Below are 25,536 nucleotides of genomic sequence, written 5' to 3' on the forward strand. Positions count from 1 at the left end.
TCAAAGCAAACCGGCCTTTTCCAGCCCGGGGCGGTATTTCCGACTGACTGGAACCAGATCATCGTTGCAGAGTTTCAGGTACGTTCGGCTACCCTGTTTCTCGACCCCGACAATAGCTGCACCCGTCACCCAATGCGACCTATGGGTACAGTAACCCGGCTCAGGGTCCATCTCTTCGATCGCATCGGTAAAGCGCGAGCGAATTGTGAATATCCCGGCGGACGTGACAACATCGACGTAGTGGTCCCGCACCGTCAGGCGATACACCTGACCATCGAAACCGGGCGACAGGCGGCGATACAGGCGGGGCACCGGCTGGGGTTGCGGATCATAAACCTCCCCCTCTCGTTGCCGTATCAGCATCAGACCAGTGGCCAGCATCACGCCGTACGGCATCACCATCAAAGGGCCCGGCGATTCCTGGCCACTGAACGTGAATACCAGCCAGGTCAGCAACCACAACGCCGGCGCAAACTGAGCTAGAATCAATAAGGCGAAGGCCGCGTCGCGAAGGTACACTGTTGTGTGGTGAATACGTTCACGCACCAGTTTTCCTGCGACCCATGTCACGGTCAGAGCCAGAGCGATGACACCGGTCCAGAATGCCAGACGAACAGGATAGGAGATATTCACGTCTCGAAATGGAGCAAAGGAATACGCCAACAGAGGAATAAGCACGAAAGCGGCCAATACCCGCTGAAGATTGAAATGTACGAAAATTGGGCTCAGTTTCGACATGGCACTTAGTAACAAACACCGCCCAAGGCCCAGCCTTCACACCCCGGTCGGCCTGAAGATTCTCAGCTTAACTGGCTGGAATTGAAGGTTTATCACCGGTTGGCTTATATTCAAACCCATTAACTTACGAATTAGTGATGCGGTCAGGACATGAAAAAGGGCCGAAAAGCGCGACGGCTTTTCGACCCTTTTCATTCATCGACGCGCGTGACTGGCGTCAGGCTGTCAGGCCTTCGGGTTCCGGCAGACCGTTCGCCCGGCAGCATGCGGTCAGAGTGTTGGCCAGCAGGCAGGCAATTGTCATTGGCCCAACACCACCCGGCACCGGCGTGATCGCACCTGCGCGCTCAGAGGCGCTGGCATAGTCCACGTCACCTACCAGCTTGTTCCTGCCGTCGCGCTCGATCCGGTTGATACCAACGTCGATCACTGTGGCGCCTTCCTTGATCCAGTCACCGGGCACCATTTCGGGGCGGCCAACGGCGGCCACGACGATATCGGCACGGCGCACAACATCCGGCAGGTCTTTGGTACGCGAATGCGCAATGGTCACGGTGCAGCTGTCGCCCAGCAGCAGTTGCGCCATAGGCTTGCCCACGATGTTAGAGCGCCCGATCACAACTGCATCCAAACCGGACAGCGAACCGTGATAATCGCGCAGCATCATCAGGCAACCCAGCGGCGTGCAGGGGACCATCGATTTTTGCCCGGTGCCCAGCAGACCAACGTTGGAGATGTGGAAGCCGTCGACATCCTTAGCCGGATCGATGGAATTGATCACCAGGTCTTCGTTCAGATGCTTGGGCAGCGGAAGCTGCACCAGAATACCATGCACGGCGGGATCGTTGTTCAGCTTGTCGATCAGCGCCAGCAGATCCACTTCGGAGGTGTCGGCATCCAATTTGTGCTCGTACGAGTTCATACCGACCTCGACGGTCATCTTGCCTTTCGAGCGGACGTATACCTGGCTCGCCGGGTCTTCTCCCACCAGAACCACAGCCAGGCCCGGAGTGATGCCGTTTTCTTCCTTCAGCTTCGCAACCTGATCGGCCACCTGCGCGCGTACTTTGCCGGCAAAGGCCTTACCGTCGATAACCTCAGCTACCATCCTTTGATCCCTTCTCTCCAAAAGCGGATCGGGCGCAAAAAGCGCCCGGTTATTCAGTCGGGGCCGAGCACACGTTCCTCACGAGCGATCGACCAGTCAATCAATATGCGCCATAGTCGTTCGGCCAATTCTGGGTCCATCCCCAATTCACCGGAGCTTGCACGCACGCGCTGCACCACTTCTTCGACACGATCCGGAATTCGGGCCGGCAGGCCCTCGCCCGGTTTCAGCTCGGACGCGCGGTCGATGTAGGACGCACGCGTCACCAACATTTCGATCAGTTGGCGATCCAGCTTGTCGATCTGAGCCCGCAGTTCCTGCATCGAATGACAGTCTTGCGGCGGTGTCAGAGTGGGCATTGCGATCTCCTCATGGCCCGGGGATTCCCCGGACCACGAGATGTCTTATTCGGCGGCTTAGAACAAGCCCTCGATCTCACCTGCGTCATTGAGGCAGATCGATTCCGCGGCAGGTTTGCGCGGCAGGCCGGGCATGGTCATGATCTCGCCGCAGACGACGACGATAAAGCCGGCACCGGCGGACAGGCGAACCTCGCGCACCGGAACCGAGTGGCCGGTGGGCGCGCCGCGCAGGGATGGGTCAGTCGAGAACGAATACTGCGTTTTCGCCATGCAGACTGGCAGGTTGCCGTATCCCGCAGCTTCCCAGTCTTTCAGCTGGTTGCGGATCTTGGCATCAGCCAGAACCTCGTCCGCGCGGTAGATGCGCTTGGCGATGGTTTCGATCTTCTCGAACAGCGGCATGTCGTCGGGGTAGATCGGCGCAAAGTTCGCGCTGCCACCTTCGACGATTTCGACAACCTTCTCGGCCAGCGGTGCGGAACCATCCGAGCCCAGCTCCCAGTGACGCGACAGGATCGCTTCGACACCGTGCTCACCGCAGTAGTCTTTGACCGCCTGAACTTCGTCATCGGTGTCGGTGACGAAGTGGTTGATCGCGACGACAACTGGTACGCCGAACGATTTCACGTTCTCGATGTGACGACCCAGATTGGCGCAGCCCGACACGACGGCGTCGACATTCTCGGCGCCCAGATCGGCCTTGGCCACACCGCCGTTCATCTTCATCGCGCGCACGGTGGCAACCAGAACGACTGCCGACGGTGCGATACCTGCCTTACGGCACTTGATGTTCATGAACTTCTCGGCACCCAAGTCGGCACCAAAGCCGGCTTCGGTCACGACATAGTCAGCCACTTTCAGAGCGGTCTTGGTTGCGATGACCGAGTTACAGCCGTGTGCGATGTTTGCGAACGGGCCGCCGTGGACAAAGGCCGGGTTGTTTTCCAGCGTCTGCACGAGGTTCGGCTGCATCGCGTCTTTCAGCAGCACGGTCATTGCGCCTTCGGCCTTGATGTCGCGGCAGTAGACCGGCGAGCGGTCGCGGCGGTAGGCCACGATGATGTCGCCCAGGCGCTTTTCCAGATCCTGAAGGTCGGTAGCAAGGCAGAGGATCGCCATGACCTCGGATGCCACGGTGATGTCATATCCTGCTTCGCGTGGGAAACCGTTCGATACGCCACCCAGAGAACAGGTGATCTGACGCAGCGCACGATCGTTCATGTCGACCACACGACGCCACACGACGCGGCGCATGTCGATGGCCTGCTCATTGCCCCAGTAGATGTGGTTGTCGATCATGGCCGACAGCAGCGAGTGGGCCGAGGTGATGGCGTGGAAGTCGCCGGTGAAGTGCAGGTTCATTTCTTCCATCGGAACAACCTGCGCGTAACCGCCACCTGCAGCGCCGCCCTTCATGCCGAAGTTCGGGCCAAGCGAGGCCTCGCGGATACAGATCATCGCGTTCTTGCCGATGCGGTTCAGACCGTCGCCCAGACCTACGGTGGTGGTGGTCTTACCCTCACCCGCAGGTGTCGGGTTGATCGCGGTCACGAGGATCAGCTTGCCGTCCTCACGGTCCTGCACCGAGTTGATGAAGTCCTGGCTGACCTTTGCCTTGTCGTGCCCATAAGGCAGCAGGTCGTCGCTGGAGATGCCCAGCTTGGCGCCGATTTCCTGAATCGGCTTCTTGTTCGCTTCGCGGGCGATTTCGATGTCGGATTTGTAGCTCATTGGGCAGGGTCCCTGGTTGAATGCCGTGCAAAACCGACGCGGTACGTCGGCGCTGGGTAACCCATACCGTTGTGTACATTCCCGATGGATATGGATTCCGACATAATCATGCCGTGAAACGGCGTGGCGCTATTTCCACGGTTTCAAATCGGAAACGTCCGGCCTCTATGGTGCCCACGCCCTTTGATCCGGGACGAATAACCTCATTACATCGCCCACCTTCAATTCACCGGGTCGTTCGACCCAAGCCGTTACCCCGCGCCGCCCCGCGGCGGCTGGTTTGAACGCAGCCCCGTGACCGGGTAGATCTGCTTCGATCTCTTTGCCGGGAAACACGCAGGGGCGGTTTTCCATATCCACGGTAATCGTCAAACCACCCGTTGCCTGCAACCGCGACGATGGTGGGATATGGGTAAAATCAGGAATTCCGCGCAATACGATACTGGCACCCAGGAAAGACGGATCCAACCAGTCCAGCGCCATATCCTTTGCAATAATTTCCATTTCGTCTGCCGACAGAACCGAGAGCTGGCGAACATTGCGGATTTCAGTCCCGCTCGGGTAGAGATTTCTTACTCTCGAACAGGACGCCCGATTGACCCCTTCGTGCCGGGCACCGCGCTCGCCTGAGAAATTCAGTTCCAGCCTGTCGACTGCCCGCGCGCGCAAAGAGCCGCCCGCCGGGACATGCCCAAGCCAGGTCACTTCACCAGAATATTCGGTTTCCCTGAGCACCGGCATCTTTGCATTTCTCCGGCCCCGGCGATCGTGAATGGAACCCGCAACGCACAGATAGCCGGAGCAAGAAATCTGGCGACAATCAGGGCTTGGACGACTCAGCCCAAGCCTTTGAATAGAGGCAAATGGCCAGAATCGTCACAACGACAAAACCCAGTTCCATCAATTCCTCGCCGACGATCAAGCCAAATTCGAACAAAGGCGAAATTTCAATCCCAAACGGGCTGAGTTTACGACCCGCGCCGTCGATACCTTTCGAAACAACAGCCAGAGAAAAGGCCGCTATCACCGCCCAAACCCAGGCAAGCTTGTCTCGCATTCCATGCACCACTTCGTGCCAGTTGTAGCGGACCAATCGAACACAGACGACTAAGACCAGTGCTACAACGGCCAAACCAACCAGCTTTTCAACCAATGGGGCGTCACCGGAATACAGGCGCGCCTGCAGGATACCCTTGCTGAGAAACTTCTTGTCGAAGTCCATCTCGCGCGCCGCGAACAACAAAAACAGCACAGGGACATGCCAGCTTTGTCGCAGAACGTTTGGGGGAAACAGCCAGGTAAACGTCGCCGCAGCAAATACCCAAAGGATAGCTGAAGCGACCTCAACCGGGCCACTTTCGGTCGTAACGGAGCTCAGGCCACCACCGTACCATAATGCAAACGAAGCACTGGATGCTGCAATTGCCGCGGCCACCCAGAAAGGCACGAGACCAACGGCACCCATTGGCCTTTCGGCATAGATCGACTTCACCTGTATTACCTGCGTCATGTTTTTGTTACATAGGCACGCAGGATTTGGGAACTGTCGTCGAGCGTTGCAACGGCCCCGACATCACAAAGGCCGGAGGTGATCTCCGGCCTTGTTTTATTCTACAACTTTTTTGGCAGATCAGGCTGTTGGCTCCGGCTCCATGCCACCGTCGGGAGGGGATTTCTTGGCTTTGGTCTTGGGAATGGCCGTGACGCTTGGCGCGTTGCCTTCATCCGGGCTGTCGCCTTCATCGTCGCTTTCGTTGGGCGACTCGCCATTCATGACGCGCTTGATCTCATCTCCCGTCAGGGTCTCGTATTCAAGCAGCCCTTGCGCCAGTCTTTCCCAACCTTCGCTCTGCTCGGTCAGGATCTGGTAGGCGCGTTCATAGCCTTGCTGGATCAGGCGCTTCACCTCTTCCTCGATCAGCTCTTTTGTATGAGCTGATACCGAGAACCCGGCTGTGTTGCCCTGATAGCCCTCATGAGCCTCGGCATAGTCGATATTGCCGACCTTGTCCGACATACCCCAGCGCATCACCATGGCGCGCGCCAACTGGCTGGCCTGCATGATGTCTCCCGCCGGACCGTTCGAGACGTGGTCTTCACCGTATTTGATCACCTCGGCAGCTTTGCCGGCCATGGTCATGGCCAGCTTTTGCTCACATTCATCACGGTGATAGTTCAGACGATCCATTTCCGGCAGGGACACAACCATACCCAGCGCACCACCGCGCGGAATGATCGTCGCTTTATAAACCGGATCACACAACGGCAGGGTCAAACCAACCACGGCGTGACCGGCCTCGTGATACGCGGTTTTTTCCTTCTGGTCCTGCGTCAGCACCATCGAGCGCCGCTCGGCCCCCATCATTACTTTGTCCTTGGCGTTCTCAAAGTCTTCCATGGTGACAAAGCGACGACCCACACGCGCAGCCATCAGCGCCGCCTCGTTCACAAGGTTGGCCAGATCAGCACCCGAGAAACCCGGTGTACCACGCGCAATGATGCGCAGATCGACATCGGGGCCCAGCGGCGTTTTGCGTGCGTGAACACCCAAAATCTTTTCACGACCTTTAATGTCGGGGTTGCCGACAGTGACCTGACGGTCGAACCGGCCCGGACGCAGCAGTGCGGGGTCAAGAACGTCCTTACGGTTGGTGGCTGCCAGAATGATCACGCCTTCATTGGCCTCGAACCCGTCCATCTCGACCAGCAACTGGTTGAGCGTCTGTTCGCGCTCGTCATTGCCGCCGCCGTAACCGGCACCACGATGGCGACCCACGGCATCGATCTCGTCAATGAAGACGATACAGGGCGCGTTCTTCTTGGCCTGTTCGAACATGTCACGCACACGGCTCGCACCCACACCCACGAACATTTCGACAAAGTCGGACCCCGAGATGGTGAAGAACGGTACGCCCGCTTCGCCTGCGATTGCACGCGCGAGCAGCGTCTTACCGGTCCCCGGAGGGCCCACCAGCAGCGCGCCTTTCGGAATCTTGCCGCCCAGACGCGAGAATTTCTGCGGGTTGCGCAGGAATTCCACAATCTCTTCCAGCTCTTCTTTTGCTTCGTCGATCCCGGCCACGTCGTCAAATGTCACACGGCCATGCTTTTCCGTCAGCATCTTCGCCTTGGACTTGCCAAAGCCCATCGCCCCGCCTTTGCCGCCGCCCTGCATCCGGTTCATGAAATAGATCCAGACACCGATCAGCAGCAGGAAAGGAAGAATGCTGAGGATGAAGGTCTGGAATCCGGACTGCTGCTGCTTTTCGGCGCGAACAGGAATGTTTTTGTCGATCAACAGCTTCGTTACTTCGGCGTCGCTGGGCTTGATCGTGACATAGTCGCGATTGTCGTTTGTGCGATAGCGAATCTGTTCACCGTCCAGCGTCACGTTGGTGACATCTCCGGCATCCACGGCGCTGACGAATTCGGAATAAGTTCTTTCGTTGCTTTGAAGCGTTCCGCCCGATCCGCTGAACAGATTGAACAGTGCAAGAATCAACAGGAACAGAACGACCCAGAAGGCGATGTTACGAGCGTTGCCCAAGGAAAATCTCCTAAAACGTTTCGACAGACGGGGATCTGTCGCGTTGCTTCTTAAAATAGAGATGATTGTAGCAGGTTCAATGCGATAAAATCGAAGTGTAAAACTCAGGTCTTTCCTGCGGCGCTTCTGTTTGCCACGAATTGCTGAAACCGGCCAGAGGTGCCGCCAACACGGTATCGTTGGACCAGGCGGCGGGCGAGGACAATAGTGCTGCGCGGGGTTTGCCTGTTGCGCGCCAGTCTGCAAGCTGTGCGATCCCGTCTTCTCCCAAAGCCCGAATTTCGACGTCGGTGGTCGCCGGGCCGGTCAGGATCCAGCGATTGTCCCACAGCTCTCCGGGGCGCACCGTGTGGTTGGCGACGGCGTTTAGTTCTCTGCAAATCCAAGTCTTTTTGCCTTCGGGGATCAGGATGCAGCCCCCAAGGGTGGCCGCCGTGGCCGCCGAAATGGCTCGCAGTGCCTGATCTGTCGCACTGCGCCGCGGCGCGTATTCACCGCTTGCAATCCACAGGATCGTAGCCACCAGAATACGGCGGCGAATTTCGTCCGGCAGTGCCTCGAAGCCGGCGCAATCGATGCATAGATCCCCATCCTCAACCTGCACCACCCAGCGAGCGGACTCCTGCGCATATTGCGCCAATGCCTCACGCGCTTGTGCCAGGTTATCAGCCACACGTGACAGGGATTCCGCCGTTATTCCAATCTGATCCAGCCCGGATAGTGCCGTACGCGCCTTGATCCGATCAAACCGCTGGTCCTGATTCGAAGGGTCATCGATCCAACTGATGCCTTCCGCCCGCAGGTAGTTCCGCAGATGCTCCCGGGTTGTCGACAACAAGGGACGCAGCAATTTGATGCCACCTTCCAAACGCATCGGTGCCATTGCCGACAGGCCCGACACCCCAGACGCACGCGCCAGCCGCATCAGAACGGTTTCCGCCTGATCATCCGCAGTATGGCCCAGCGCAATCGCTTCGAGCCCAAGCTCGTTTGCCCATTGGATCAGCAATCGGTATCTTGCGCGGCGGGCCGCATCCTGCAGATTGCCGGTGCCGTCCCAGCCGCTCCACCTGAGTGTCTCATGCGGGATATTCCAACCCCGTGCCATTGCCGCCACTGTCTTCGCCTCAGCGGCCGAGTCCGGTCGCAGACCATGATCCACAGTCGCAGCAAACACCTCCGCCTGCTCGCGCCGTGCTACATCGGTCAGCAGGCGCAGCAGAGCCGTCGAGTCACTGCCGCCGGACACCGCAACACCCAATCGTTGCGGTAGCGGGTCAGGCAAGCGCGCGCTGAGTTCATAGCGAAGAGTTTCGGCGTCAGAGGTCAAGAACAGCCCAGCGATGCCATTTCCTGTGCGGCAGAACCGGCCGGGGCCGAAGTCGGGAAGCGTACACCCACTTCACCCAGTGTTATGCAGGCCTGATCGGTTTGCCCCAAACGTCCAAGCGCCGCGCCCAGCTCGAACAACGCTTCGGGCGCCAATGGGCCTTCGGAATCGCCGGTAAAGCTGGCCAGAAATGCCTTTGCCGCTTCGCGTGTATCCCCCAGGCCCTCAAGGGCCTGTCCACGCCGCAAGTTGGCGCGCGGGGCCAGCGGGCTGCCGGGATAGGACAGGTCGAATTGAGAAAACAGATCCGCCGCTGTCTGGAAATCTCCATCCGCCAACGCCTGCGCAGCTGCGTCGAAATCAGCCTGTTCGCCTACGGCCAGCTCTCCCTGCTCGGCAACGGACGGTTGCACAGGTGTCGGAGCCGCCGTCACCGCAATCTGGTCGTCCCCACCCAAGGTAGTCGTTTCGCCCAATGTACTGAGGTCGCCGCCCTCGAGCTCGACCAGGCGAAATTCCAGGTCACCTATCCGGTTGGTGCCGTCGGTGACAATGCTTTGCACACGTTGATTCAACTGCTCGGTCTGGCGCGTCAGACGCTGCAACTCGGCCTCGATGGCGTCTACGCGCTCCAGCACAGAACTGCCGGACAGGTTTGGCGCCGGAGAGCCCGTTGTCGAGAACTCGCGCTTCAGACGCTGGATTTCCACATGAAGCACCGTCAGTTCCTGCCGGATATCTGCCAGCGTCTGCTGATCCTGCGCCTGTGCCACACCAGCGACGGTCACCACCGCCGCCAGAACCAAACCTGCAATTCGCATCGTCTTACCCCAGTGTTGAGCCGGTCAGCACCGTGACCGCCCGGCGGTTCTTGGCATAGCATTCTTCGGTACTGCAAATCTCGATCGGGCGTTCCTTGCCATAGCTGACGGTTTGCAGACGGTTCCCCGCAACGCCGCGCGAGATCAGGAATTCCCGAGCTGCGTTCGCCCGCCGCGCACCCAGGGCGAGGTTGTATTCCCGCGTGCCCTGCTCGTCCGCGTGCCCTTCGATTGTGGCCACGTAGTCCGGGTTGGCCAACAGCCAGTCCGCCTGTCCTTGCAAAATGGTCTGCGCCTGCGGAGACAGCGTCGACTGGTCCACGGCGAACAGCACGCGATCCCCGACCGTTTGCTGGAAATAGGCTGGCGAACGCGGATCGCTTGGCGATCCCGGAACCAGAGCACCGCTGCCACCTGCACCGCCGCCCAATGCCGAAGGATCGTTGTTCGTACAGGCGGCTATCAGGGCCAGCGCGCCCACCGCCGCGAATTTGCTCAGAAGTTTCATCTCAATGCCTCGTGTTCCGTTTTGTTTATTGACGTCTCTACTAGCATAGCGCGAGTTTCTTGTGAACTTTGACGACCCGCTGCCGTCGATCAATTCTGCAGTGGCCCCCAGGACGGGTCGCTGCCGCCATCCGGTGTGCGCACCGGACGAAGATTGCGCCCCGAAATATCGACCGAATAAAGCGAGGATCGCCCGCTGGCACCCTGCGTTTCCCGCGTGAACATGATAACGCGCCCGTTGGGCGACCAGGTCGGGCCCTCATCAAGGAAAGAAGCCGTCAGAAGACGCTCTTCACTGCCGTCCGTACGCATGACACCGATATGAAACCGGCCTTTGTTTTGTTTGGTAAAGGCAATCAGATCACCGCGCGGCGACCAGACCGGGGTACCATAGCGGCCCTGACCGAAACTGATCCGCGTCGCCTCACCACCGCTTGCAGGCATTATGTACAGCTGCGGCGAACCCGAACGGTCGCTTTCGAACACGATCTGGCTTCCGTCCGGAGCGTAGCTGGGCGCGGTTTCAATCGCCGGCGTGTTGGTCAACCGCACGCTTTGGCCCGAGGCCAGATCCATTTTCCACAGATCCGTATTGCCACCTTGCGTCAACGAATAAACGATAGACCGTCCATCAGGCGAAAAACGCGGAGAGAAGCTCATTGTGCCTTCCTGCGTTTTAAGCGCCTGCTGCCGCACCCGGGCGACGTCCATCACGTAGATACTCGGTTGGCCAGATTCATAGCTGGTGTACAGCAACCGGTCGCCCGAGGGAGAGAACCGAGGAGCAAGCACGATTGCTGCGCTGTCGGTCAGGTATTGAACGTTTGCACCGTCATAATCCATGATTGCCAGCCGCTTGCGCCGCTGATCCTTCGGCCCGCTTTCCGAAATGAAGGCGACACGGCTGTCGAAATAGCCCCCCTCGCCGGTGATCCGACTATAGACCTGATCGGCGACCTTGTGCGCCATGCGCCGCCACCCCTCAGTGGTGCCCGCGAACTGCAACCCGTTGCCCAATTCCTGGCCCGAGAATACATCCCAAACCCGGAACCGCACCGTCAGTCGCTTGCCCGAGACATTGACCGCCCCGGTCACCAATGCTTGCGCATTGATCGCCTTCCAGTCAGCAAACTGGACGGGGGCGTCGAAACTGCTGACCCGGCTGATGAAAGCATCCGAAGAAATCTCGCGGAACAACCCGGTTCCCGTCAGATCCTCTGCTACCACGCGCGAGATGTCCTGCGCATATTGGGCCGCGGCTGCGCTGTCTGGCACGAAGCTCGGCACCGCGAAAGGCATCGGCTCGATGATCCCCTCGTCGATTTCCAGACGCAGCGGTCCGCTTTGCGCGTAAACCGGTGCCGCCAGCAACGAAAGGCCAACAAAGAGGCTGGTCAGAAGTTTCATCATTTGATCCGCATCCTCTCGGGATTGAATGTAATCTCAATATCCTGCCAATGGTCGAATTTGTCAGCAGGCAGGGTGTATCCTTTGGCCCCGCAGCGTAAAATCGCGCGCCGGGCGGCCTCATAGGCTTGTTTCGCAGACGAAGCCGTACCGCCGGTACTGTCCAGCATCCGCATACTACCGCCCACCACCTTGCCGTCACGGGACAGCGAGAATCCAACAACAACAACCGTTTGCAGGGCGTCCGTCGACAGCGACCCGACGTTCCAGCACTTTGACACGGCCAGACGCATGGCGTCCTTTTCACCACTTGTCAGGGGTGGGCCAGAGGGTTCGCTGCCCTGACCGAGCGCCTGGGCCAACGCGTCGTCGATGGCTTGCTGGTTGTTTTGTGCGGGCTCTTCCGCAGGTTCGGCGGATTCCGCGACTTCAGGCTGAGCCGGTGGCTGGGGGCGGTTGGGCCGTGTACGGGGTCGTGGAGACGTCAGGGGCGACGTTTCGTTTGTCTCCTCCGCCTCGGTCACGATTTGATCGGTGGCTTCTTCCGGCGCGGTCTCATCCTGCTGTTCCTGTTGGGTTTCGGCCCCGTCGTCCAACGAGACGGGTGGCGTCTCAACGTCATCCAGTTTGACATCAGGCGGGGGCGGCGCGACGGGTTCCGGAGCAACCCTGTCCACCGGACGAGGCTGGGCCTCGGGGCCGGGTGGCACCGGTAATACCGCAACCTCGGTTTCAGGTTGCTCCAATGTCGGCGGTTCTTCGGTCAGTTCAGGCTCGGGGGCTATTTCAACGGCTTCCGGTTCGGGTTCAGGCTCGGGTTCGTCGGGTGTGGTTGTCTCGGGGCTTGGTTGCACCACTTCCGTCGGCAGCGGAGCATTGATTTCAACCTCGGGCTCTGCGGGTTGTTGCAGGTCGGTGGGCGGTGCCGGGACTTGCGGTGCCTCGCGCTGGGCAGTCATGGACGCGAATTGCTCAGACGATATCACGGATACATCCTGCACCGCCATCGGCAGCGGCTCGGACCGAAAGGTCCCGCCGAACAGCGCCCAGCTGATCAGGCTGACATGCGCAATCGCCGAAATCTTGGTGCCGGTCTCCACCGTGCGACCTCACTCTCCACCATCGTCCAGCGTCGGCCCGCCAGTATCGGTCACAAGGCCCACATTGGAGAACCCACCCGCATTCAGCGCGCCCATAACCTGCATCACCTGCGCGTACGGGATCGCGCCATCGGCCCGCAGGAACACGCGGTCACTGCTGCGTTCTGCTGCAATCGCGCGCAGTTTTCCAATCAACTCTTCGCGCAGAATATCGGTTGTCTGTATCTGCACCCTGCCATCAGCCGTCAGTGTCACTGTCAGCGGTTCTTCGCTGTCGCCGGGCAGAGCACTGGCAGCCGTCTTCGGCAAATCCACGGGCACACCGACCGTCAACAGTGGTGCCGCCACCATGAAGATAATCAGCAACACCAGCATGACATCCACGAAGGGTGTCACATTGATCTCGGACATTGGGTTAGCGCGACCACGCCGACGCCCGCGCCGACGCCCGTTCCCACCAGAAGGTTGTTGTACCGCCGCGCCCATATCAGCTGTCCAACTGGCGCGACAGGATGGTGGCGAACTCGTCGGCAAAGGCCTCGTAGCCATTGACGATGCGATCGCTGTCCGCGCTCAGCTTGTTGTAGAAGATCACTGCCGGGATCGCCGCCAGCAGGCCAAGACCCGTCGCCAGCAGTGCCTCGGCAATACCGGGCGCCACAACGGCAAGGTTCGTGTTTTGCTGCTCGGCAATCTCAATGAAGGCGTTCATGATGCCCCAAACGGTGCCAAACAGGCCGATAAAGGGCGCGGTCGAACCGACCGTGGCCAGAATGGGCAGACCTTTTTGCAGGGTTTCGGCCTCTTTCGCAATGGCCACATCCATCGAACGGTCAATCCGTGCTGTGGCGCCTGCGATCAACCCACCATCCGTCCGATGCGAGCGTCGCCATTCGATCATACCGGCTGCGAAAATCTTTTCTGAGCTTCCATCGGGTTGAGTCCCGATCTGCTCGAACAGCTCGTCCAGCGGATTACCTGACCAGAATGATTCATCAAACACCTGCGCCTCGCGCCGAGCGGACCGATAGTTGATCAGCTTTTGAATGATGATCGCCCACGACCAAAAAGATGCGACCACCAGGATCAGCATCACCACCTTGACGATAAATGTCGCGCGGGCAAACAGCCCCCACATGGAGAAATCGATCTCCTGCGCCAGCGCCAGCGTTTCAGCTTCCATGAACCTGCTCTTTATTAAATGCCTGACAGCCATTTGGCCTTGTTTTGCCAAACGCTAACGCAGTTGGTCATGAAATGCCAACAGAACCACCCTGGCTGGCCATTTTGTTACAGCAATGCGCGAATCTCTGCCGGAAGCCGCACTGGTTTGCCCTGATCATTCATACATACCGCTGTGACAACAGCACGAAAAACCTCAGTATCACCGCGTTTGACCATTTGCGACATGGTCAGTCGCGCACCTGAGATCGATACAACACCCGTCTCGATCGTCAGCTCGTCATCGAACTTTGCAGAAGCCAGATAATCTGCCTCGATCCGGCGCACGACCCAGACGACACCTGCATCCCGCATGGCGTTCTGATCGTTGCCCAGGTTTCTGACCCAGTCCGACCGGGCGCGCTCGATGAATTTGAGGTAGTTCGCGTGATAGACCACGCCGCCCATGTCGGTGTCTTCATAATATACGCGGACCGAGTAGGTGTGCGTGTGTTTTCCGGCAGATTTTTCATCCATGCTGACAAGTCCGGCAAATCTGTTGGCGACAAATTTTCTGGCACGACAAGGCCATTTCCCCACAGGGATGCACGCATGTGGCACGACCTGCAATCCCGGATTTCAATGCTTTACTCGAAATCCGCGCGGCGGGCGTCTAGGGTTTGCCTTATCATTTGACGCAGAATGGACGCACGCATGGTTCAGGCCGCACAGAAAAAGACCAGGACACATATGCCGGTTCTGCGGGGGGTGCTGCCGTTCAACCGGACGCGCCTGCCGACCGAAATCCTTGCCGGGCTTACTTTCGCATGCCTCGCGATCCCAGAGGTGATGGGCTACACTAAAATCGCCGGAACACCTGTCGTTACAGGGCTTTACACGATCCTTATTCCGATGGCCCTGTTTGCGATTTTCGGATCGTCCCGACATCTAGTGGTGGGCGCGGATTCGGCCACGGCGGCAATCACCGCCTCGGCATTGGCGGGAATGGCGGTTTCTGGTACATCCGAATACCTGGCTCTGGCCTCCCTTCTGGCGCTGATGGCGGCGGTGCTTTTGATTGCCGCCCGGATTATCGGATTAGGCTTTCTGGCTGACTTTCTGTCCAGAACGGTACTTGTCGGTTTCCTGACTGGCGTCGGCATTCAAGTTGCGACGGGCGAGTTGCCGGGGATGCTTGGGATAAAGGTCACCGGCCACGGAACGGTTGAGAAACTTCAGGGAACTTTTCAGAACATCGATCAGGCCAGTTGGTCGACGCTGGCGGTTTCCATGGCTGTGTTATTCATCGTCGTGGGCTGCACGCGGTTATCCAGGAAAATCCCGGGCCCCCTGATCGCTATTCTCGGCGTGATCCTGTGCAGTTGGGCCTTCAATTTCGATACGTTCGATATCGCCCTTCTGGGCGCGGTACCGGGTGGTTTGCCCTCCCTCTCGCTGCCCGATGTCGACTGGAACTGGTCTTTGTTCAAACAGCTGCTCCCCACTGCGGCTTCAATCTTTGTCGTCATACTCGCGCAGAGTGCCGCCACCTCGCGCGCCTACGCAGCCCGGTATGAGGAGAAGTTCGACGAGAACACCGACCTCGTCGGGCTGGGTCTCGCCAATTTGGGGGCCGCCTTTACAGGCACGTTCGTGGTCAACGGCAGTCCAACCAAGACTGAAATGGTGGCCAGCGCCGGTGGTCGCAGCCAGCTCGCACAACTGACGACCGTGGCCATTGTGCTGGTGGTAATTCTGTTTCTCACCGGCCCCCTCGCCTATCTTCCCAATGCCGCACTTTCGGCCATCGTGTTTCTGATCGGCGTCAAGTTGATCGACGTGCGTGGGCTTGCGCGGATTTACCGTCAAGCCCGGTCAGAATTCTGGATTGCAACGGGAACAGCCGCCGTTGTCGTGATTGTCGGTGTTGAACAAGGAATCCTCTTTGCCATGGTCCTTTCGCTCATCGACCACACGCGCCGGGGATATCGACCGAAAAACTCTGTGATCGTCAAAAATGAAACCGGTGGCTGGCACGCAAAAGCTCTCGAGCAGCCAAACCAGTTCGAACCCGGCCTGGTGATCTATCGGTTCTCTCACAGCTTGTACTACGCCAACACGCAGCGCCTATCCGATGACATCAACATGATCATCCAAAACGCCAAATCGCCCGTTAACTGGATATGCATCGACGCATCTTCTGTGGATGATGTGGATTTCACGGCCGGCTATACGCTCCGATCTGTTCACGAGGCCTTGCAGGAAAAAAACATCGAGCTGGTGTTTGTTTATGTTGAACCCGACGTCAAAGCAGAATTGGATCGGTATGGTGTAAGTGCTCTGGTTGGAGAAGCCGCGTTTTTCGACAGCGGAACTGACCTCCTGCACGCCTTTCACAATCGCAAGGGCGATATTGCCAGCGGACATTGACCGAAGGCGGCAAAGACCGCCGCCTACTGTGGCAGCTCCAGCCTGGCAAACAGACGCAATGCATGGGATGGGTCCTGCGCGGCCCCCGGCAAAACCGGATCATACGCCGCGCGGATCAGCGCAGCTATTTCTGGGCGCAGAATCGTTGCATCCCCTGCGATTGCCAACGGGGATTTACTTCGAAAGGCGATGTCCGACCACAACAGAATTGTCTGCACAACCTGGCTCAGGGCCAAAGTCTCGGCCGGAACCTTCGACAACTCTGCGTCCATCTTCAAAAAGACAAAAGCAGCTCGAATGGCGCCGTCTTCCTCAAACCGAAATATGCGATACTGATTGGCCTCAGCAGCAACCAATCGATCCACTAGCGGCGCGAGGTCCGGGATCAGCCGATCCAGATCGGGGACCGCAAGCAATTCCTGCCACTCGCGAAAGAAGAAGACCATGCAGTTGGCACCAAGCTCCGGGTCGGTTTCAGCCATCTTGTGACCGGCCAGGGTCACAACGGCCTCGAACGCCCCTTTCACCGTGGACAGGGTTTCGTCCTCGACACCAAATACGATGGGAACGATCGGCCGCCCCCAGCGCGCAAACAGGAACTCACCGCTTTCGCGGGTGAACAGCACCTCGATTTCTTCCGGTGTCACGCCCAACCCTTCATCTTTTCAAAAATACTCTCGCCGAAGGCTTAAGATCTAAAAGGGCCAGCTTCAACCAAACAGATCGTTTTGGCCTCTGGGCGCAGCCATCCCCAAATGCGCCCATGCTTTCTGCGCCAGCATTCGTCCGCGCGGCGTACGCTGGATCAACCCTTGCTGCAGCAAAAAGGGTTCAATGACTTCCTCCAGTGAATCCCGACTTTCAGACAACGCAGCCGAGAGCGTCTCGATCCCCACAGGACCACCCGCATAGTTTTCGGCAATCAGTTTCAGATACCGCCGATCCGCACCATCCAACCCCAGATTGTCGACACCCAAGCGGGTCAACGCTCCGTCGGCCAATTCTCGCGTGATCCGCCCGTCTCCTTCAACAATGGCGAAATCCACCACGCGCCGCAGCAGCCGCCCCGCGATCCGGGGCGTTCCCCGCGACCGCCGGGCAATCTCGCGCGCGCCATCGTTATCTGCCGGCGCGCCGAGTTTACGGGCGTTTCGGGTGACGATCTCGTGCAGCTCGTCCACCGTATAGAATTGCAGCCGCGTCGGAATGCCGAAGCGGTCACGCAGCGGCGTGGTCAACAACCCCATCCGCGTCGTCGCCCCAACCAGCGTAAAGGGCTGCAATTCGATTCTCACCGTGCGTGCCGCCGGGCCTTCACCGATCACCAGATCCAGCTCGAAATCTTCCATCGCCGGATACAGCACCTCTTCGACCGCCGGGTTCAGCCGATGGATCTCGTCAATGAACAGTACATCGCGCGCTTCCAGATTGGTCAGGATCGCCGCCAGATCCCCCGCCTTGGCCAGCACCGGCCCCGAGGTCATGCGGAAATTCACCCCCAGCTCGCGCGCCATGATCTGCGCCAGCGTGGTCTTGCCCAGGCCCGGAGGACCATGGAACAGCGTGTGATCCATCGCCTCGCCCCGCTGACGCGCGGACTGGATGAATATGCGCAGATTGGCTCGCGCTTCCGCCTGGCCGATGAATTCATCGAGGCCCTGAGGGCGCAATGCGCGGTCATTGTCTTCCGGCAATGGCTCGGGGCGCAGGGCGGGGTCGGCATCAACCATCTTCTCAACCTTTCGGAGCCAATAGTTTCAAAGCGGCGCGGATCAGGTCGGCCTCGCCTGCGTCGGGCGTGCTTGCCGCAGCCTCCGCAACGGCGGATGCGGCTTCGGATGGTCCATAGCCCAGATTGGACAGGGCAGACAACGCACCCGCCGAGGCCGCCGCCGCCCCCGAGGTCGGCCTGGCTGCGCGTTTGGGCACAAGAGCCGGCTCAGCCAGTTCGACAACGTCGAGGTCCGGGCCGTCCATCGCTTCGGCTACCGTACCCCCCATGGCCATAACGCCCGGCGCCTTGTCCTTGAGATCCAGTACGATCCTCTGCGCCGTTTTCGGGCCGACGCCCTTGGCCGCCTTGACGGCACCCCAGTCACCCAGGGCAATTGCGCGACTGACACCGTCCGGTCCCAGCGCACTGAGAATGGCCAGCGAAACCTTGGCACCGACACCCTGTACCGAACACAGCAAACGGTGCCATTCTTTTTCGATCAACGACAGAAAGCCATAAAGCTGCATCAGGTCTTCCCGGACGACCATGTCGGTGTAAATCGATACGGCTTCTCCGACACCCGGCAAGGCGGCCATGGTCCGGTCGGAACAATAAACGATGTACCCGACGCCGCGCACGTCGATCAGCACGTGATCCGCCGCACGGTAATCCAATCGCCCTGTCAACTTGCCGATCATGCCCGCACCTCTTTCAACCGCGCCTGCTGAGATTTTCCGTAATAGGCGTGGCAGATCGCAATCGCCAGGGCATCCGCCGCATCCGCTCCTCTGGGCTGGCACCCCGGCAGCTGAAGCTTGACCATGTGAAGAACCTGCTCTTTTTCCGCGTGCCCTACCCCAACCACAGTTTTCTTGACCCTGTTGGGCGCATATTCCCCCACCGGCAGCCCGGCCTGAGCCAGCGTCAGCAAGGCAACGCCACGCGCCTGACCCAGCTTGAGCGTTCCCGCACCGTCCTTATTGACAAATGTCTGTTCGATTGCGGCCTGATCCGGCTGATGTTCGGCAATGACTTCGACAATCTGGTTGTGCAGCGACAGCAGGCGTTCCCCCAGATCGTCCCCGTCCGACTTGCACAATCCATTTGAAACGTGACTCAGGCGGCTGCCATTTGATTCGATGACGCCCCATCCCAGGGTCCTAAGCCCCGGATCAATGCCCAGAATCCGCATGTTTTGCCTCGGCCTGCTCGGGTTTTCCTGATCTTTTTTACCGATTAGCACGAAACATGAACATTTTCCAAGCGAATTGACCTCACGGCTAAAAACGACACATCTGTTCCGCTGGCGACAAAGAGGACTGTTTTCGACCTCGAATGGTCTGGAATCGACCCGTTTCATTAACGCATTTTCACCAATTATTTAAGGGGATTACAGGTTCTCAGAGCATTGCAGAAACTGCATAGGACACATGCAAAAAATGCTCTTGCACGGGTAATTCGACATCACTAGATGCCCGGCAGATCGCAAGATCAAAGCTTAACACAAACCAGAAGGAAACAGGATATGGCTGCACTGGACACTACCCGCATCGCCTCCACTGGCTCGTTCGGCCTCGTTGGCCGTATCGGCGCAATTTTCGTATCGGCGGTGAGCGCCGTTGTGGAATGGAACGACGCCCGCGTAACCCGCAACGCGCTGAGCGGTCTGACCGACCGTGAACTGGAAGATATCGGCCTGTGCCGCGGTGACATCGACGTTGTCGCCGAAGGTCGCCGGTAAGGCTGTTACAGCCACCACTCACATGCCCCTTCCTCCTCCCTGTGGGGCAAGAAAGAACACCGCATGCTGCAAAGCACGCGGTGTTTTTTTTCCAATAGGAGATGTATCGGGCGGGTCAGTACCAGAGTTTGACGAATTGCACCGACAGGAATTCGGATACCGGGTCGATCTGCATGATCCAGGCGCCGGCTTTTTCTACTGACGTTCCTGCGTTCAGACTGTCAACGCGGTCCTGATAGGTCGAGGCCCCGAGGTGGAACAGCAAGAACGCTTTAAACGCAAAAAAGCCAACCAGGGCCAGGATCAACACACGCGCTGGAATCGCCGAACGCACCCGCTGCGGCTTCATCACAACCAACCCGTCCGAGCGCATGGTCGCACGGTATCCACGGTTCAGCTTTTGATGTTTCTTGGACAGACGCGTAATGCGCTGATTGAATTCCAGTTGTTTTCCAGTCATGGCAGCCTCCGAAAACCGCCCCCCGATTGCATCCAGTAAGGTTAGGAACAGAATGCGACAAAAGAGTGGCGAGACTCCAGAAAACTCCCGTAAATGGTCTAATTTTGGCCCTGTTTCGTTAAGATTAGCGTCGTCCATTCACCAATTTCGCCCCTCCGAGCCAAATTGAACCCGTTTTGAGCATAAACAGACAGCACGTCGTCAGCCTGTTCATTCAGGATTCCGGACAGAATCGCCTGCCCTTCAGCGCGCAAATTGCTCGATATTTCGGGCGCCAGCACAACGAGAGGGCCTTTCAGGATATTGGCAAAAATTAAGTCATAAGGCGCGTGGGACTGCAGGTCGGGATGATCAAATCCCGCGGCTTCGACACAGTGAACCTTTCCGGCCATACCGTTTGCTTTCAGGTTTGCCTCTGCCACGTCGACAGCCACCTGATCGATGTCACTGGCCAGGATGTCGCCGTCCCACACCCGCGCCGCGGCCATGGCCAAAACTGCTGTGCCACAGCCGATATCGGCCACTTTGGTGGCCGAGAATCCCTGATCCAACAGCCAGTCCAGCGCCTTGAGGCAACCCAAAGTGGTGCCATGGTGGCCGGTGCCGAATGCCATGGCCGCCTCGATCAACAAGGGAATGCTGTCGTCGGGAACCTTGTCCGCGTCGTGGCTGCCATGGACAAAGAACCGGCCCGCCTCGACCGGAGCCAGTTCGCGGCGCACATGAGCCACCCAATCGGTTTCGGGCAATTCCGAAACCACAAAGGGCTTGGCTTCGAATGCGGCGGCCAAAACGGCCAGCGCCGTTTCATCCGGGGTTTCGGTGAAATAGCCTCCGACCTCCCACAATCCCGACCCGTCTTCGACCTCGAACACGCCAATGCCGGTGGGTTCGGGATCAAGACGTTCCATCGCTTCACCCAATCCTTCTGCGGCAGTTTTACCGGTCAGGGTGGTCAGCGCGGTAAATGTGGGCATGGGGGCCTCCTGTCTAAGCTGCATCAGCGCCTAGGGCGATGGATAGCCAAGGTCAAGCGCAAGCGCCTATTCGGCTGGCGCAGGCGCGTATTTTGACAGGATCGTTTCGTTGCCGGGTTCGGGGTGGCGCGGGATCAGCAGCGACAATGCCAGAGACACCAGAGCCATCGCAGCCGCCAGACCAAACACCGCACCGGGCGAAATCACCCACAGCAGTCCAAGCAAGGCAGGCAGGAACACCGCTGCGATATGATTTATGGTAAAGGCCACAGCAGCGGTCGGCGCGATATCCGCCGGATCCGCGATTTTCTGGAAATAGGTCTTCAGGGCCAGCGCCAACGCGAACAGCACGTGATCAATTACGTAAAGGATCGCCGCCAGCAGCACGCCCCAGCCGAACCAGTAGATCCCCCCATAAGCCGCGAACACGATGGCCAGCCCGGTGTATTCGAAGATCAATGTGCGGCGTTCGCCAAAGACAGCCACAGCTTTGCCAAGCATGGGGGCGGCTGCCATATTGATCATCAGGTTGATCAGGTAAAGGCTGGTCAGTTCATGCACCTCGAACCCGAATTTCTCGACCATCATGAAGCCTGCAAAGACGACAAATATCTGCCGCCGGGCACCTGCCATGAACTGCAACGCGTAGTACAGCCAATAGCGGCGACGCAGCACCAGTTTCTTGGTTTGAGGCGTCGGGGCTTCAAATTGTGGATAGGCGAACAGACAAAACAATGCCAGCAGCGCCGTAAATCCACCGGCAGCCATGAAAACGGTGTTATAAGACAGATCGAACCGATCCCAGGTCAGCACGATCAGGCCATAGACCACCGCCGTCGCCGCCGAACCCATGGCCACCAGCCACCCCAGAACCTGCGGCGCCCGGTCCTTGGGCAGCCACTGCAACTGCAGCGATTGGTTCACTGTTTCGTAATAGTGAAAGCCGATCGAGCTGAACAGAGTGACAAATAGCAAGCCACCCAAGCTCGGGAACCACGCAGTTACTGCCGTTGCGACGCCCAGCATCATCAGTGAGATCATCGCCAGAACCTGTTCGCGGACAAACAGGATCACTGCAATCACGCCAACAGCCAGAAAACCCGGAATCTCGCGCACCGTGTGCAGCAGACCGATATCCGCCCCGTCGAAATTCGCCACTTCGATCACGAAATTGTTTAGCAGCGCGCTCCACGCATTGAACGCGATAGGCATGGTCAGCGCCATCACGAACAAGAGCGTCACTGGACGGCGCCAGAACGGAAGGCTCTGCGCCTCAGACAAGGGCACGGGTTTCTGCATGAGACTCCTGTACGCCCATTTCCGCACTTTGGCGAGAGGCAAGAAGGCACAGTGGCTCTGCATGTATGCGGAAGTCAGTAAAAACTCTGTGGGTCGATATCCACGGTCAGCCTGATTTCGCCTTTCAGGCGCAACGGCGCGATCCAGTGCGCGATGGCGTCCTGAATGGGTGCGCCTTTCGGCGCTTTGACCAGCAAACGAACCCGGTGCCGCCCGCGGATACGTGCAATCGGCGCGGGCGCGGGCCCAAAGACCTGCGCACCGATCTGGCGCAGTGACGCGTCGTTGCGCGCCATCGCATTGCCGATGTCAAACACCGGCCCGACCTCTGGTCCGGACAGAACGATCCCGGCCATCCGGCCAAAAGGTGGAACACCGGCGGCCTGTCGCCCGGCAGCTTCGGCTTTCCAGAATCCTTCCTCATCACCGGACAGGATTGCCCGGATCACCGGGTGTTCCGGCTGAAACGTCTGCAATAGGGCCTGCCCCGGCTTGTCCGCCCGTCCTGCGCGCCCTGCAACTTGCCGCATTAGCTGGAATGTCCGTTCGGCCGCCCGAAGGTCGGCACCATGCAGGCTCAGGTCGGCGTCAATGACACCAACCAACGTCAGTTTCGGAAAATTGTGTCCCTTGGCCACCAATTGCGTTCCGATGATCAAATCTGCATCGCCTTCGGCAATCTCTTCGATTTTGGCCTTCAATGCCCGAGCCGACCCGAACAGATCGGAACTGAGCATCGCGATCTTGGCCTCGGGAAAGGTCGCTTCGGCCTCCTCGGCCAAACGCTCGATCCCTGGTCCGACAGGAGCCAACTTGCCCTCGACCCCGCAGGAAGGGCACGCTTCGGGCATCGGCTTGGTCTCACCGCATTGATGGCACATCAGGCGTTTCAGAAACCGATGCTCGACCATCCGTGCATCGCAGTGATCACAAGCGATCTGCTCACCGCACGCCCGGCACAGCGTCACAGGTGCATAACCGCGCCGGTTTATGAACAGAAGTGACTGTTCACCCCGTTCGACCCGTTGTTGTACCGCCTGTCGCAGGGATGGGGAAATCCATGTTCCCGGCTGCATTTGCTCGGCCCGCATGTCGATTGGCTTCATTTCGGGCAATACCGCATCACCAAAGCGCGAGGTCAGATCGATCCGCTCATACTTGCCCGCCTCGGCATTGGCCCAGCTTTCCAGTGACGGTGTTGCGCTGGCAAGGACGACCCGAGCCCCGCAGATCGCGGCCCGCAACACGGCCATATCGCGGGCGCTGTAGTGCACGCCGTCTTCCTGTTTGTAGGACGTGTCGTGTTCCTCATCGACGACAACCAGACCCAGATTTCGGAACGGTAGGAACAACGCGGACCGCGCCCCGACAACAAGATGCGCATCCCCTTGCCCGACCATCCGCCAGACCCGGCGGCGTTCGGTCATCGTCGCCCCCGAATGCCATTCTGCCGGGCGGGCGCCAAACCTTGCTTCCACCCGGGTCAGAAATTCCGCGGTCAGTGCAATTTCGGGCAACAGAACCAGCGCCTGCCGACCCATCCGCAGGGCCTCGGCAACAGCTTCCAGATAGACCTCGGTTTTGCCCGAGCCTGTGACGCCTTTCAGCAGCGTGGTTGCATAATCCCCTGACCGCTGGCCATTCCGCAATTTCATAACTGCGGCGGCCTGATCGTCGGTCAATGCCTTGCCCGGCAAATCCGGGTCAAGATGCGGATAAGGCAAATCCCGGGGGCTGTCTTCCTCGCGCACAGCGCCCTGTTTAACAAGCCCCTTGATGACAGAGGATGTGACCCCCGCCTGCTCAGCCAATTCTTTCAGCGTGAAGGCGAGCCCACCATAATCGCGCAAAACCTCCAATACACGGGATCGCGCATCGGTCATCCGGTCCGGTTCACCGCTGCCGAGACGATAAATTTTGCGCATCGATGGCGGATCGCTCAGCCCCGGCGCGCGCGTCGCCAGCCGCAGCATCGCAGGCATCGGCGTTAGAGTGTAATCTGCCACCTTGCCCAGAAACACCCGCATTTCTTCCCGCATCGGGGCAACCTCAAGCACCCGGATCACCGATCGCGCCTTGGCCAGATCAAAGCCCCCCTGCCCCGGTCCCCAGACCACGCCCAGCACCTTGCGCGGCCCGAGTGGCACTTCGACGAACGCACCCAGAAAACACCCGCCCTCGGGCGCCTTGTAGTCCAGCGTTCGGTCCAGCGGCTGTGTGGTCAGCACCGCCACCAGCTCTCCGTGGTCGAAATACTCCTGAGTGCTCACCGCATATCCTTGGAAGGGGTTTCAGCATGGGTCTCTTTGAGGTAAAGCCATCCGCGACCAAGGCCAACCCATCAAAGGACTGCCCTCATGAAATTCTTCGTAGACACCGCCGAGATCGACGCCATCACCGAACTGAACGATCTGGGCATGGTGGACGGTGTAACCACCAACCCCTCGCTGATCCTGAAATCGGGCCGCGACATTCTGGAAGTGACCAAAGAGATCTGTGACCTGGTCGACGGCCCCGTGTCCGCCGAAGTTGTCGCCACCGAGGCCGACGACATGATCGCCGAAGGCCGCAAGCTGGCTAAGATTGCGCCGAACATCGCCGTTAAGGTTCCGCTGACCTGGGCCGGTCTAAAGGCTTGCAAGACGCTCACGGACGAAGGCCAGATGGTTAACGTGACCCTCTGCTTCTCGACCAATCAGGCGATTCTGGCCGCCAAGGCGGGCGCAACCTTCATTTCGCCCTTCATTGGTCGCCTCGATGACATCAACATGGATGGCATGGAACTGATCGCGGACATCCGTCAGGTCTATGACAACTACGGGTTCGAAACCGAAATCTTGGCTGCGTCGATCCGCACCGTGAACCACGTGACCGACAGCGCGCGCATCGGTGCCGACGTGATCACCGCGCCTCCGGCCGTGATCAAGAAGCTGGCCGATCACCCGCTGACCGACAAGGGTCTGGAAGCTTTCCTGTCTGACTGGGCCAAGACCGGTCAGAAAATCCTCTGATAGGATACGAGACCGCACGGCGCCATCAGGCGCCGTGCCCGGCCCAACCGGACATTCCTGATCTCTGATCGGGTCTGTCCGGGTGGGAGCCC

General features: G+C 59.0%; 26 protein-coding genes. 3 read left to right on the forward strand and 23 right to left on the reverse strand.

The features are described from left to right. The 15 genes from AC2TEL_RS07045 to ybgC all read right to left on the reverse strand — a co-directional run bounded on the left by AC2TEL_RS07045 (position 1) and on the right by ybgC (position 14,349). Positions 1 to 738, reverse strand: a complete 738-nt coding sequence (locus AC2TEL_RS07045; RefSeq protein ID WP_480840711.1) for a LytTR family DNA-binding domain-containing protein — start codon at positions 736 to 738, stop codon at positions 1 to 3. 217 nt (positions 739 to 955) lie between these two features. Then, the gene (gene folD, locus AC2TEL_RS07050; protein ID WP_480902874.1) at positions 956 to 1,846 is read right to left on the reverse strand and encodes a bifunctional methylenetetrahydrofolate dehydrogenase/methenyltetrahydrofolate cyclohydrolase FolD; all 891 of its coding nucleotides are present in this window, start codon (positions 1,844 to 1,846) and stop codon (positions 956 to 958) included. A 53-nt stretch (positions 1,847 to 1,899) separates the two neighbouring features. Continuing rightward, a complete protein-coding gene (locus AC2TEL_RS07055; RefSeq protein WP_480840715.1) occupies positions 1,900 to 2,205 on the reverse strand; it encodes a chorismate mutase in 306 nt (101 codons plus the stop codon). A gap of 57 nt (positions 2,206 to 2,262) precedes the next feature. Continuing rightward, entirely contained in the window at positions 2,263 to 3,939 is a 1,677-nt protein-coding gene (locus AC2TEL_RS07060; protein WP_480840717.1) for a formate--tetrahydrofolate ligase, read from the reverse strand. Positions 3,940 to 4,104: 165 nt separating this feature from the next. After that, entirely contained in the window at positions 4,105 to 4,680 is a 576-nt protein-coding gene (locus tag AC2TEL_RS07065) for an MOSC domain-containing protein (protein ID WP_480840719.1), read from the reverse strand. 79 nt (positions 4,681 to 4,759) lie between these two features. Continuing rightward, complete coding sequence (locus tag AC2TEL_RS07070; protein ID WP_480840721.1) at positions 4,760 to 5,449, reverse strand: hypothetical protein; 690 nt, start codon at positions 5,447 to 5,449, stop codon at positions 4,760 to 4,762. 120 nt (positions 5,450 to 5,569) lie between these two features. Beyond that, entirely contained in the window at positions 5,570 to 7,486 is a 1,917-nt protein-coding gene (gene ftsH, locus AC2TEL_RS07075; RefSeq protein WP_480840723.1) for an ATP-dependent zinc metalloprotease FtsH, read from the reverse strand. Positions 7,487 to 7,562: 76 nt separating this feature from the next. Next, complete coding sequence (gene tilS, locus AC2TEL_RS07080) at positions 7,563 to 8,816, reverse strand: tRNA lysidine(34) synthetase TilS (protein ID WP_480902875.1); 1,254 nt, start codon at positions 8,814 to 8,816, stop codon at positions 7,563 to 7,565. Continuing rightward, positions 8,813 to 9,637 (reverse strand): tol-pal system protein YbgF, encoded by an 825-nt coding sequence (ybgF, locus tag AC2TEL_RS07085; RefSeq protein ID WP_480840727.1) that lies wholly within the window; start codon positions 9,635 to 9,637, stop codon positions 8,813 to 8,815. The genes tilS and ybgF overlap by 4 nt, the downstream gene beginning before the upstream one ends. Positions 9,638 to 9,641: 4 nt before the next feature. Next, a complete protein-coding gene (gene pal / locus AC2TEL_RS07090) occupies positions 9,642 to 10,145 on the reverse strand; it encodes a peptidoglycan-associated lipoprotein Pal (protein WP_480840729.1) in 504 nt (167 codons plus the stop codon). 89 nt (positions 10,146 to 10,234) lie between these two features. Next, on the reverse strand, positions 10,235 to 11,554 hold the full coding sequence (tolB, locus tag AC2TEL_RS07095; protein WP_480902877.1) for a Tol-Pal system beta propeller repeat protein TolB: 1,320 nt from the start codon (positions 11,552 to 11,554) through the stop codon (positions 10,235 to 10,237). Further along, the gene (locus AC2TEL_RS07100; protein ID WP_480902879.1) at positions 11,551 to 12,651 is read right to left on the reverse strand and encodes an energy transducer TonB; all 1,101 of its coding nucleotides are present in this window, start codon (positions 12,649 to 12,651) and stop codon (positions 11,551 to 11,553) included. The genes tolB and AC2TEL_RS07100 overlap by 4 nt, the downstream gene beginning before the upstream one ends. A gap of 9 nt (positions 12,652 to 12,660) precedes the next feature. Next, entirely contained in the window at positions 12,661 to 13,137 is a 477-nt protein-coding gene (gene tolR / locus AC2TEL_RS07105) for a protein TolR (protein ID WP_480840735.1), read from the reverse strand. Position 13,138: 1 nt separating this feature from the next. Further along, the gene (gene tolQ, locus AC2TEL_RS07110) at positions 13,139 to 13,834 is read right to left on the reverse strand and encodes a protein TolQ (RefSeq protein ID WP_480840737.1); all 696 of its coding nucleotides are present in this window, start codon (positions 13,832 to 13,834) and stop codon (positions 13,139 to 13,141) included. Positions 13,835 to 13,941: 107 nt separating this feature from the next. Next, positions 13,942 to 14,349, reverse strand: a complete 408-nt coding sequence (gene ybgC, locus AC2TEL_RS07115) for a tol-pal system-associated acyl-CoA thioesterase (protein ID WP_480902882.1) — start codon at positions 14,347 to 14,349, stop codon at positions 13,942 to 13,944. Positions 14,350 to 14,514: 165 nt separating this feature from the next. Between ybgC and AC2TEL_RS07120 the strand changes: the two genes are divergently transcribed. Continuing rightward, positions 14,515 to 16,242: a SulP family inorganic anion transporter gene (locus AC2TEL_RS07120; protein ID WP_480902885.1), complete on the forward strand. Its 1,728-nt coding sequence runs from the start codon at positions 14,515 to 14,517 to the stop codon at positions 16,240 to 16,242. Between the two features lie 23 nt (positions 16,243 to 16,265). On the opposite strand, the gene AC2TEL_RS07125 is transcribed toward AC2TEL_RS07120, so the two are convergent. The 4 genes from AC2TEL_RS07125 to ruvC all read right to left on the reverse strand — a co-directional run bounded on the left by AC2TEL_RS07125 (position 16,266) and on the right by ruvC (position 19,148). Beyond that, a complete protein-coding gene (locus tag AC2TEL_RS07125; protein ID WP_480840743.1) occupies positions 16,266 to 16,889 on the reverse strand; it encodes a hypothetical protein in 624 nt (207 codons plus the stop codon). Positions 16,890 to 16,952: 63 nt separating this feature from the next. Next, entirely contained in the window at positions 16,953 to 17,972 is a 1,020-nt protein-coding gene (gene ruvB, locus AC2TEL_RS07130) for a Holliday junction branch migration DNA helicase RuvB (RefSeq protein ID WP_480840744.1), read from the reverse strand. 4 nt (positions 17,973 to 17,976) lie between these two features. Then, positions 17,977 to 18,654 (reverse strand): Holliday junction branch migration protein RuvA, encoded by a 678-nt coding sequence (gene ruvA, locus AC2TEL_RS07135; protein WP_480840746.1) that lies wholly within the window; start codon positions 18,652 to 18,654, stop codon positions 17,977 to 17,979. Beyond that, positions 18,651 to 19,148 carry a crossover junction endodeoxyribonuclease RuvC gene (gene ruvC / locus AC2TEL_RS07140; RefSeq protein WP_480840748.1) on the reverse strand — a complete coding sequence of 166 codons (498 nt, stop codon included), beginning with the start codon at positions 19,146 to 19,148 and terminating at the stop codon, positions 18,651 to 18,653. The genes ruvA and ruvC overlap by 4 nt, the downstream gene beginning before the upstream one ends. A gap of 333 nt (positions 19,149 to 19,481) precedes the next feature. Between ruvC and AC2TEL_RS07145 the strand changes: the two genes are divergently transcribed. Continuing rightward, positions 19,482 to 19,697 (forward strand): DUF1127 domain-containing protein, encoded by a 216-nt coding sequence (locus AC2TEL_RS07145; RefSeq protein WP_480840750.1) that lies wholly within the window; start codon positions 19,482 to 19,484, stop codon positions 19,695 to 19,697. Between the two features lie 115 nt (positions 19,698 to 19,812). Here AC2TEL_RS07145 and AC2TEL_RS07150 read toward each other — a convergent pair whose 3' ends face one another. The 4 genes from AC2TEL_RS07150 to AC2TEL_RS07165 all read right to left on the reverse strand — a co-directional run bounded on the left by AC2TEL_RS07150 (position 19,813) and on the right by AC2TEL_RS07165 (position 24,703). Beyond that, positions 19,813 to 20,157 carry a hypothetical protein gene (locus AC2TEL_RS07150; RefSeq protein ID WP_480840752.1) on the reverse strand — a complete coding sequence of 115 codons (345 nt, stop codon included), beginning with the start codon at positions 20,155 to 20,157 and terminating at the stop codon, positions 19,813 to 19,815. 98 nt (positions 20,158 to 20,255) lie between these two features. Beyond that, entirely contained in the window at positions 20,256 to 21,134 is an 879-nt protein-coding gene (locus tag AC2TEL_RS07155; protein ID WP_480902888.1) for a 50S ribosomal protein L11 methyltransferase, read from the reverse strand. A 66-nt stretch (positions 21,135 to 21,200) separates the two neighbouring features. Then, complete coding sequence (locus AC2TEL_RS07160) at positions 21,201 to 22,433, reverse strand: MFS transporter (RefSeq protein ID WP_480840756.1); 1,233 nt, start codon at positions 22,431 to 22,433, stop codon at positions 21,201 to 21,203. Between the two features lie 74 nt (positions 22,434 to 22,507). Beyond that, entirely contained in the window at positions 22,508 to 24,703 is a 2,196-nt protein-coding gene (locus tag AC2TEL_RS07165; protein WP_480902890.1) for a primosomal protein N', read from the reverse strand. Positions 24,704 to 24,790: 87 nt separating this feature from the next. On the opposite strand from AC2TEL_RS07165, the gene fsa reads away from it, so the two are divergent. Further along, a complete protein-coding gene (fsa, locus tag AC2TEL_RS07170; RefSeq protein ID WP_480840760.1) occupies positions 24,791 to 25,444 on the forward strand; it encodes a fructose-6-phosphate aldolase in 654 nt (217 codons plus the stop codon). Positions 25,445 to 25,536: the final 92 nt, after the last annotated feature.

The organism is Ruegeria sp. HKCCD9138, from assembly GCF_057220975.1.

Coding starts and splice junctions, on each gene's coding strand:
- AC2TEL_RS07045 (WP_480840711.1), bottom strand. CDS start 738: ATGTCGAAACTGAGCCCAATTTTCGTACATTTCAATCTTCAGCGGGTA.
- folD (WP_480902874.1), bottom strand. CDS start 1,846: ATGGTAGCTGAGGTTATCGACGGTAAGGCCTTTGCCGGCAAAGTACGC.
- AC2TEL_RS07055 (WP_480840715.1), bottom strand. CDS start 2,205: ATGCCCACTCTGACACCGCCGCAAGACTGTCATTCGATGCAGGAACTG.
- AC2TEL_RS07060 (WP_480840717.1), bottom strand. CDS start 3,939: ATGAGCTACAAATCCGACATCGAAATCGCCCGCGAAGCGAACAAGAAG.
- AC2TEL_RS07065 (WP_480840719.1), bottom strand. CDS start 4,680: ATGCCGGTGCTCAGGGAAACCGAATATTCTGGTGAAGTGACCTGGCTT.
- AC2TEL_RS07070 (WP_480840721.1), bottom strand. CDS start 5,449: ATGACGCAGGTAATACAGGTGAAGTCGATCTATGCCGAAAGGCCAATG.
- ybgF (WP_480840727.1), bottom strand. CDS start 9,637: ATGCGAATTGCAGGTTTGGTTCTGGCGGCGGTGGTGACCGTCGCTGGT.
- pal (WP_480840729.1), bottom strand. CDS start 10,145: ATGAAACTTCTGAGCAAATTCGCGGCGGTGGGCGCGCTGGCCCTGATA.
- tolB (WP_480902877.1), bottom strand. CDS start 11,554: ATGATGAAACTTCTGACCAGCCTCTTTGTTGGCCTTTCGTTGCTGGCG.
- tolR (WP_480840735.1), bottom strand. CDS start 13,137: ATGGGCGCGGCGGTACAACAACCTTCTGGTGGGAACGGGCGTCGGCGC.
- tolQ (WP_480840737.1), bottom strand. CDS start 13,834: ATGGAAGCTGAAACGCTGGCGCTGGCGCAGGAGATCGATTTCTCCATG.
- ybgC (WP_480902882.1), bottom strand. CDS start 14,349: ATGGATGAAAAATCTGCCGGAAAACACACGCACACCTACTCGGTCCGC.
- AC2TEL_RS07120 (WP_480902885.1), top strand. CDS start 14,515: ATGGACGCACGCATGGTTCAGGCCGCACAGAAAAAGACCAGGACACAT.
- ruvB (WP_480840744.1), bottom strand. CDS start 17,972: ATGGTTGATGCCGACCCCGCCCTGCGCCCCGAGCCATTGCCGGAAGAC.
- ruvA (WP_480840746.1), bottom strand. CDS start 18,654: ATGATCGGCAAGTTGACAGGGCGATTGGATTACCGTGCGGCGGATCAC.
- ruvC (WP_480840748.1), bottom strand. CDS start 19,148: ATGCGGATTCTGGGCATTGATCCGGGGCTTAGGACCCTGGGATGGGGC.
- AC2TEL_RS07145 (WP_480840750.1), top strand. CDS start 19,482: ATGGCTGCACTGGACACTACCCGCATCGCCTCCACTGGCTCGTTCGGC.
- AC2TEL_RS07150 (WP_480840752.1), bottom strand. CDS start 20,157: ATGACTGGAAAACAACTGGAATTCAATCAGCGCATTACGCGTCTGTCC.
- AC2TEL_RS07155 (WP_480902888.1), bottom strand. CDS start 21,134: ATGCCCACATTTACCGCGCTGACCACCCTGACCGGTAAAACTGCCGCA.
- AC2TEL_RS07160 (WP_480840756.1), bottom strand. CDS start 22,433: ATGCAGAAACCCGTGCCCTTGTCTGAGGCGCAGAGCCTTCCGTTCTGG.
- fsa (WP_480840760.1), top strand. CDS start 24,791: ATGAAATTCTTCGTAGACACCGCCGAGATCGACGCCATCACCGAACTG.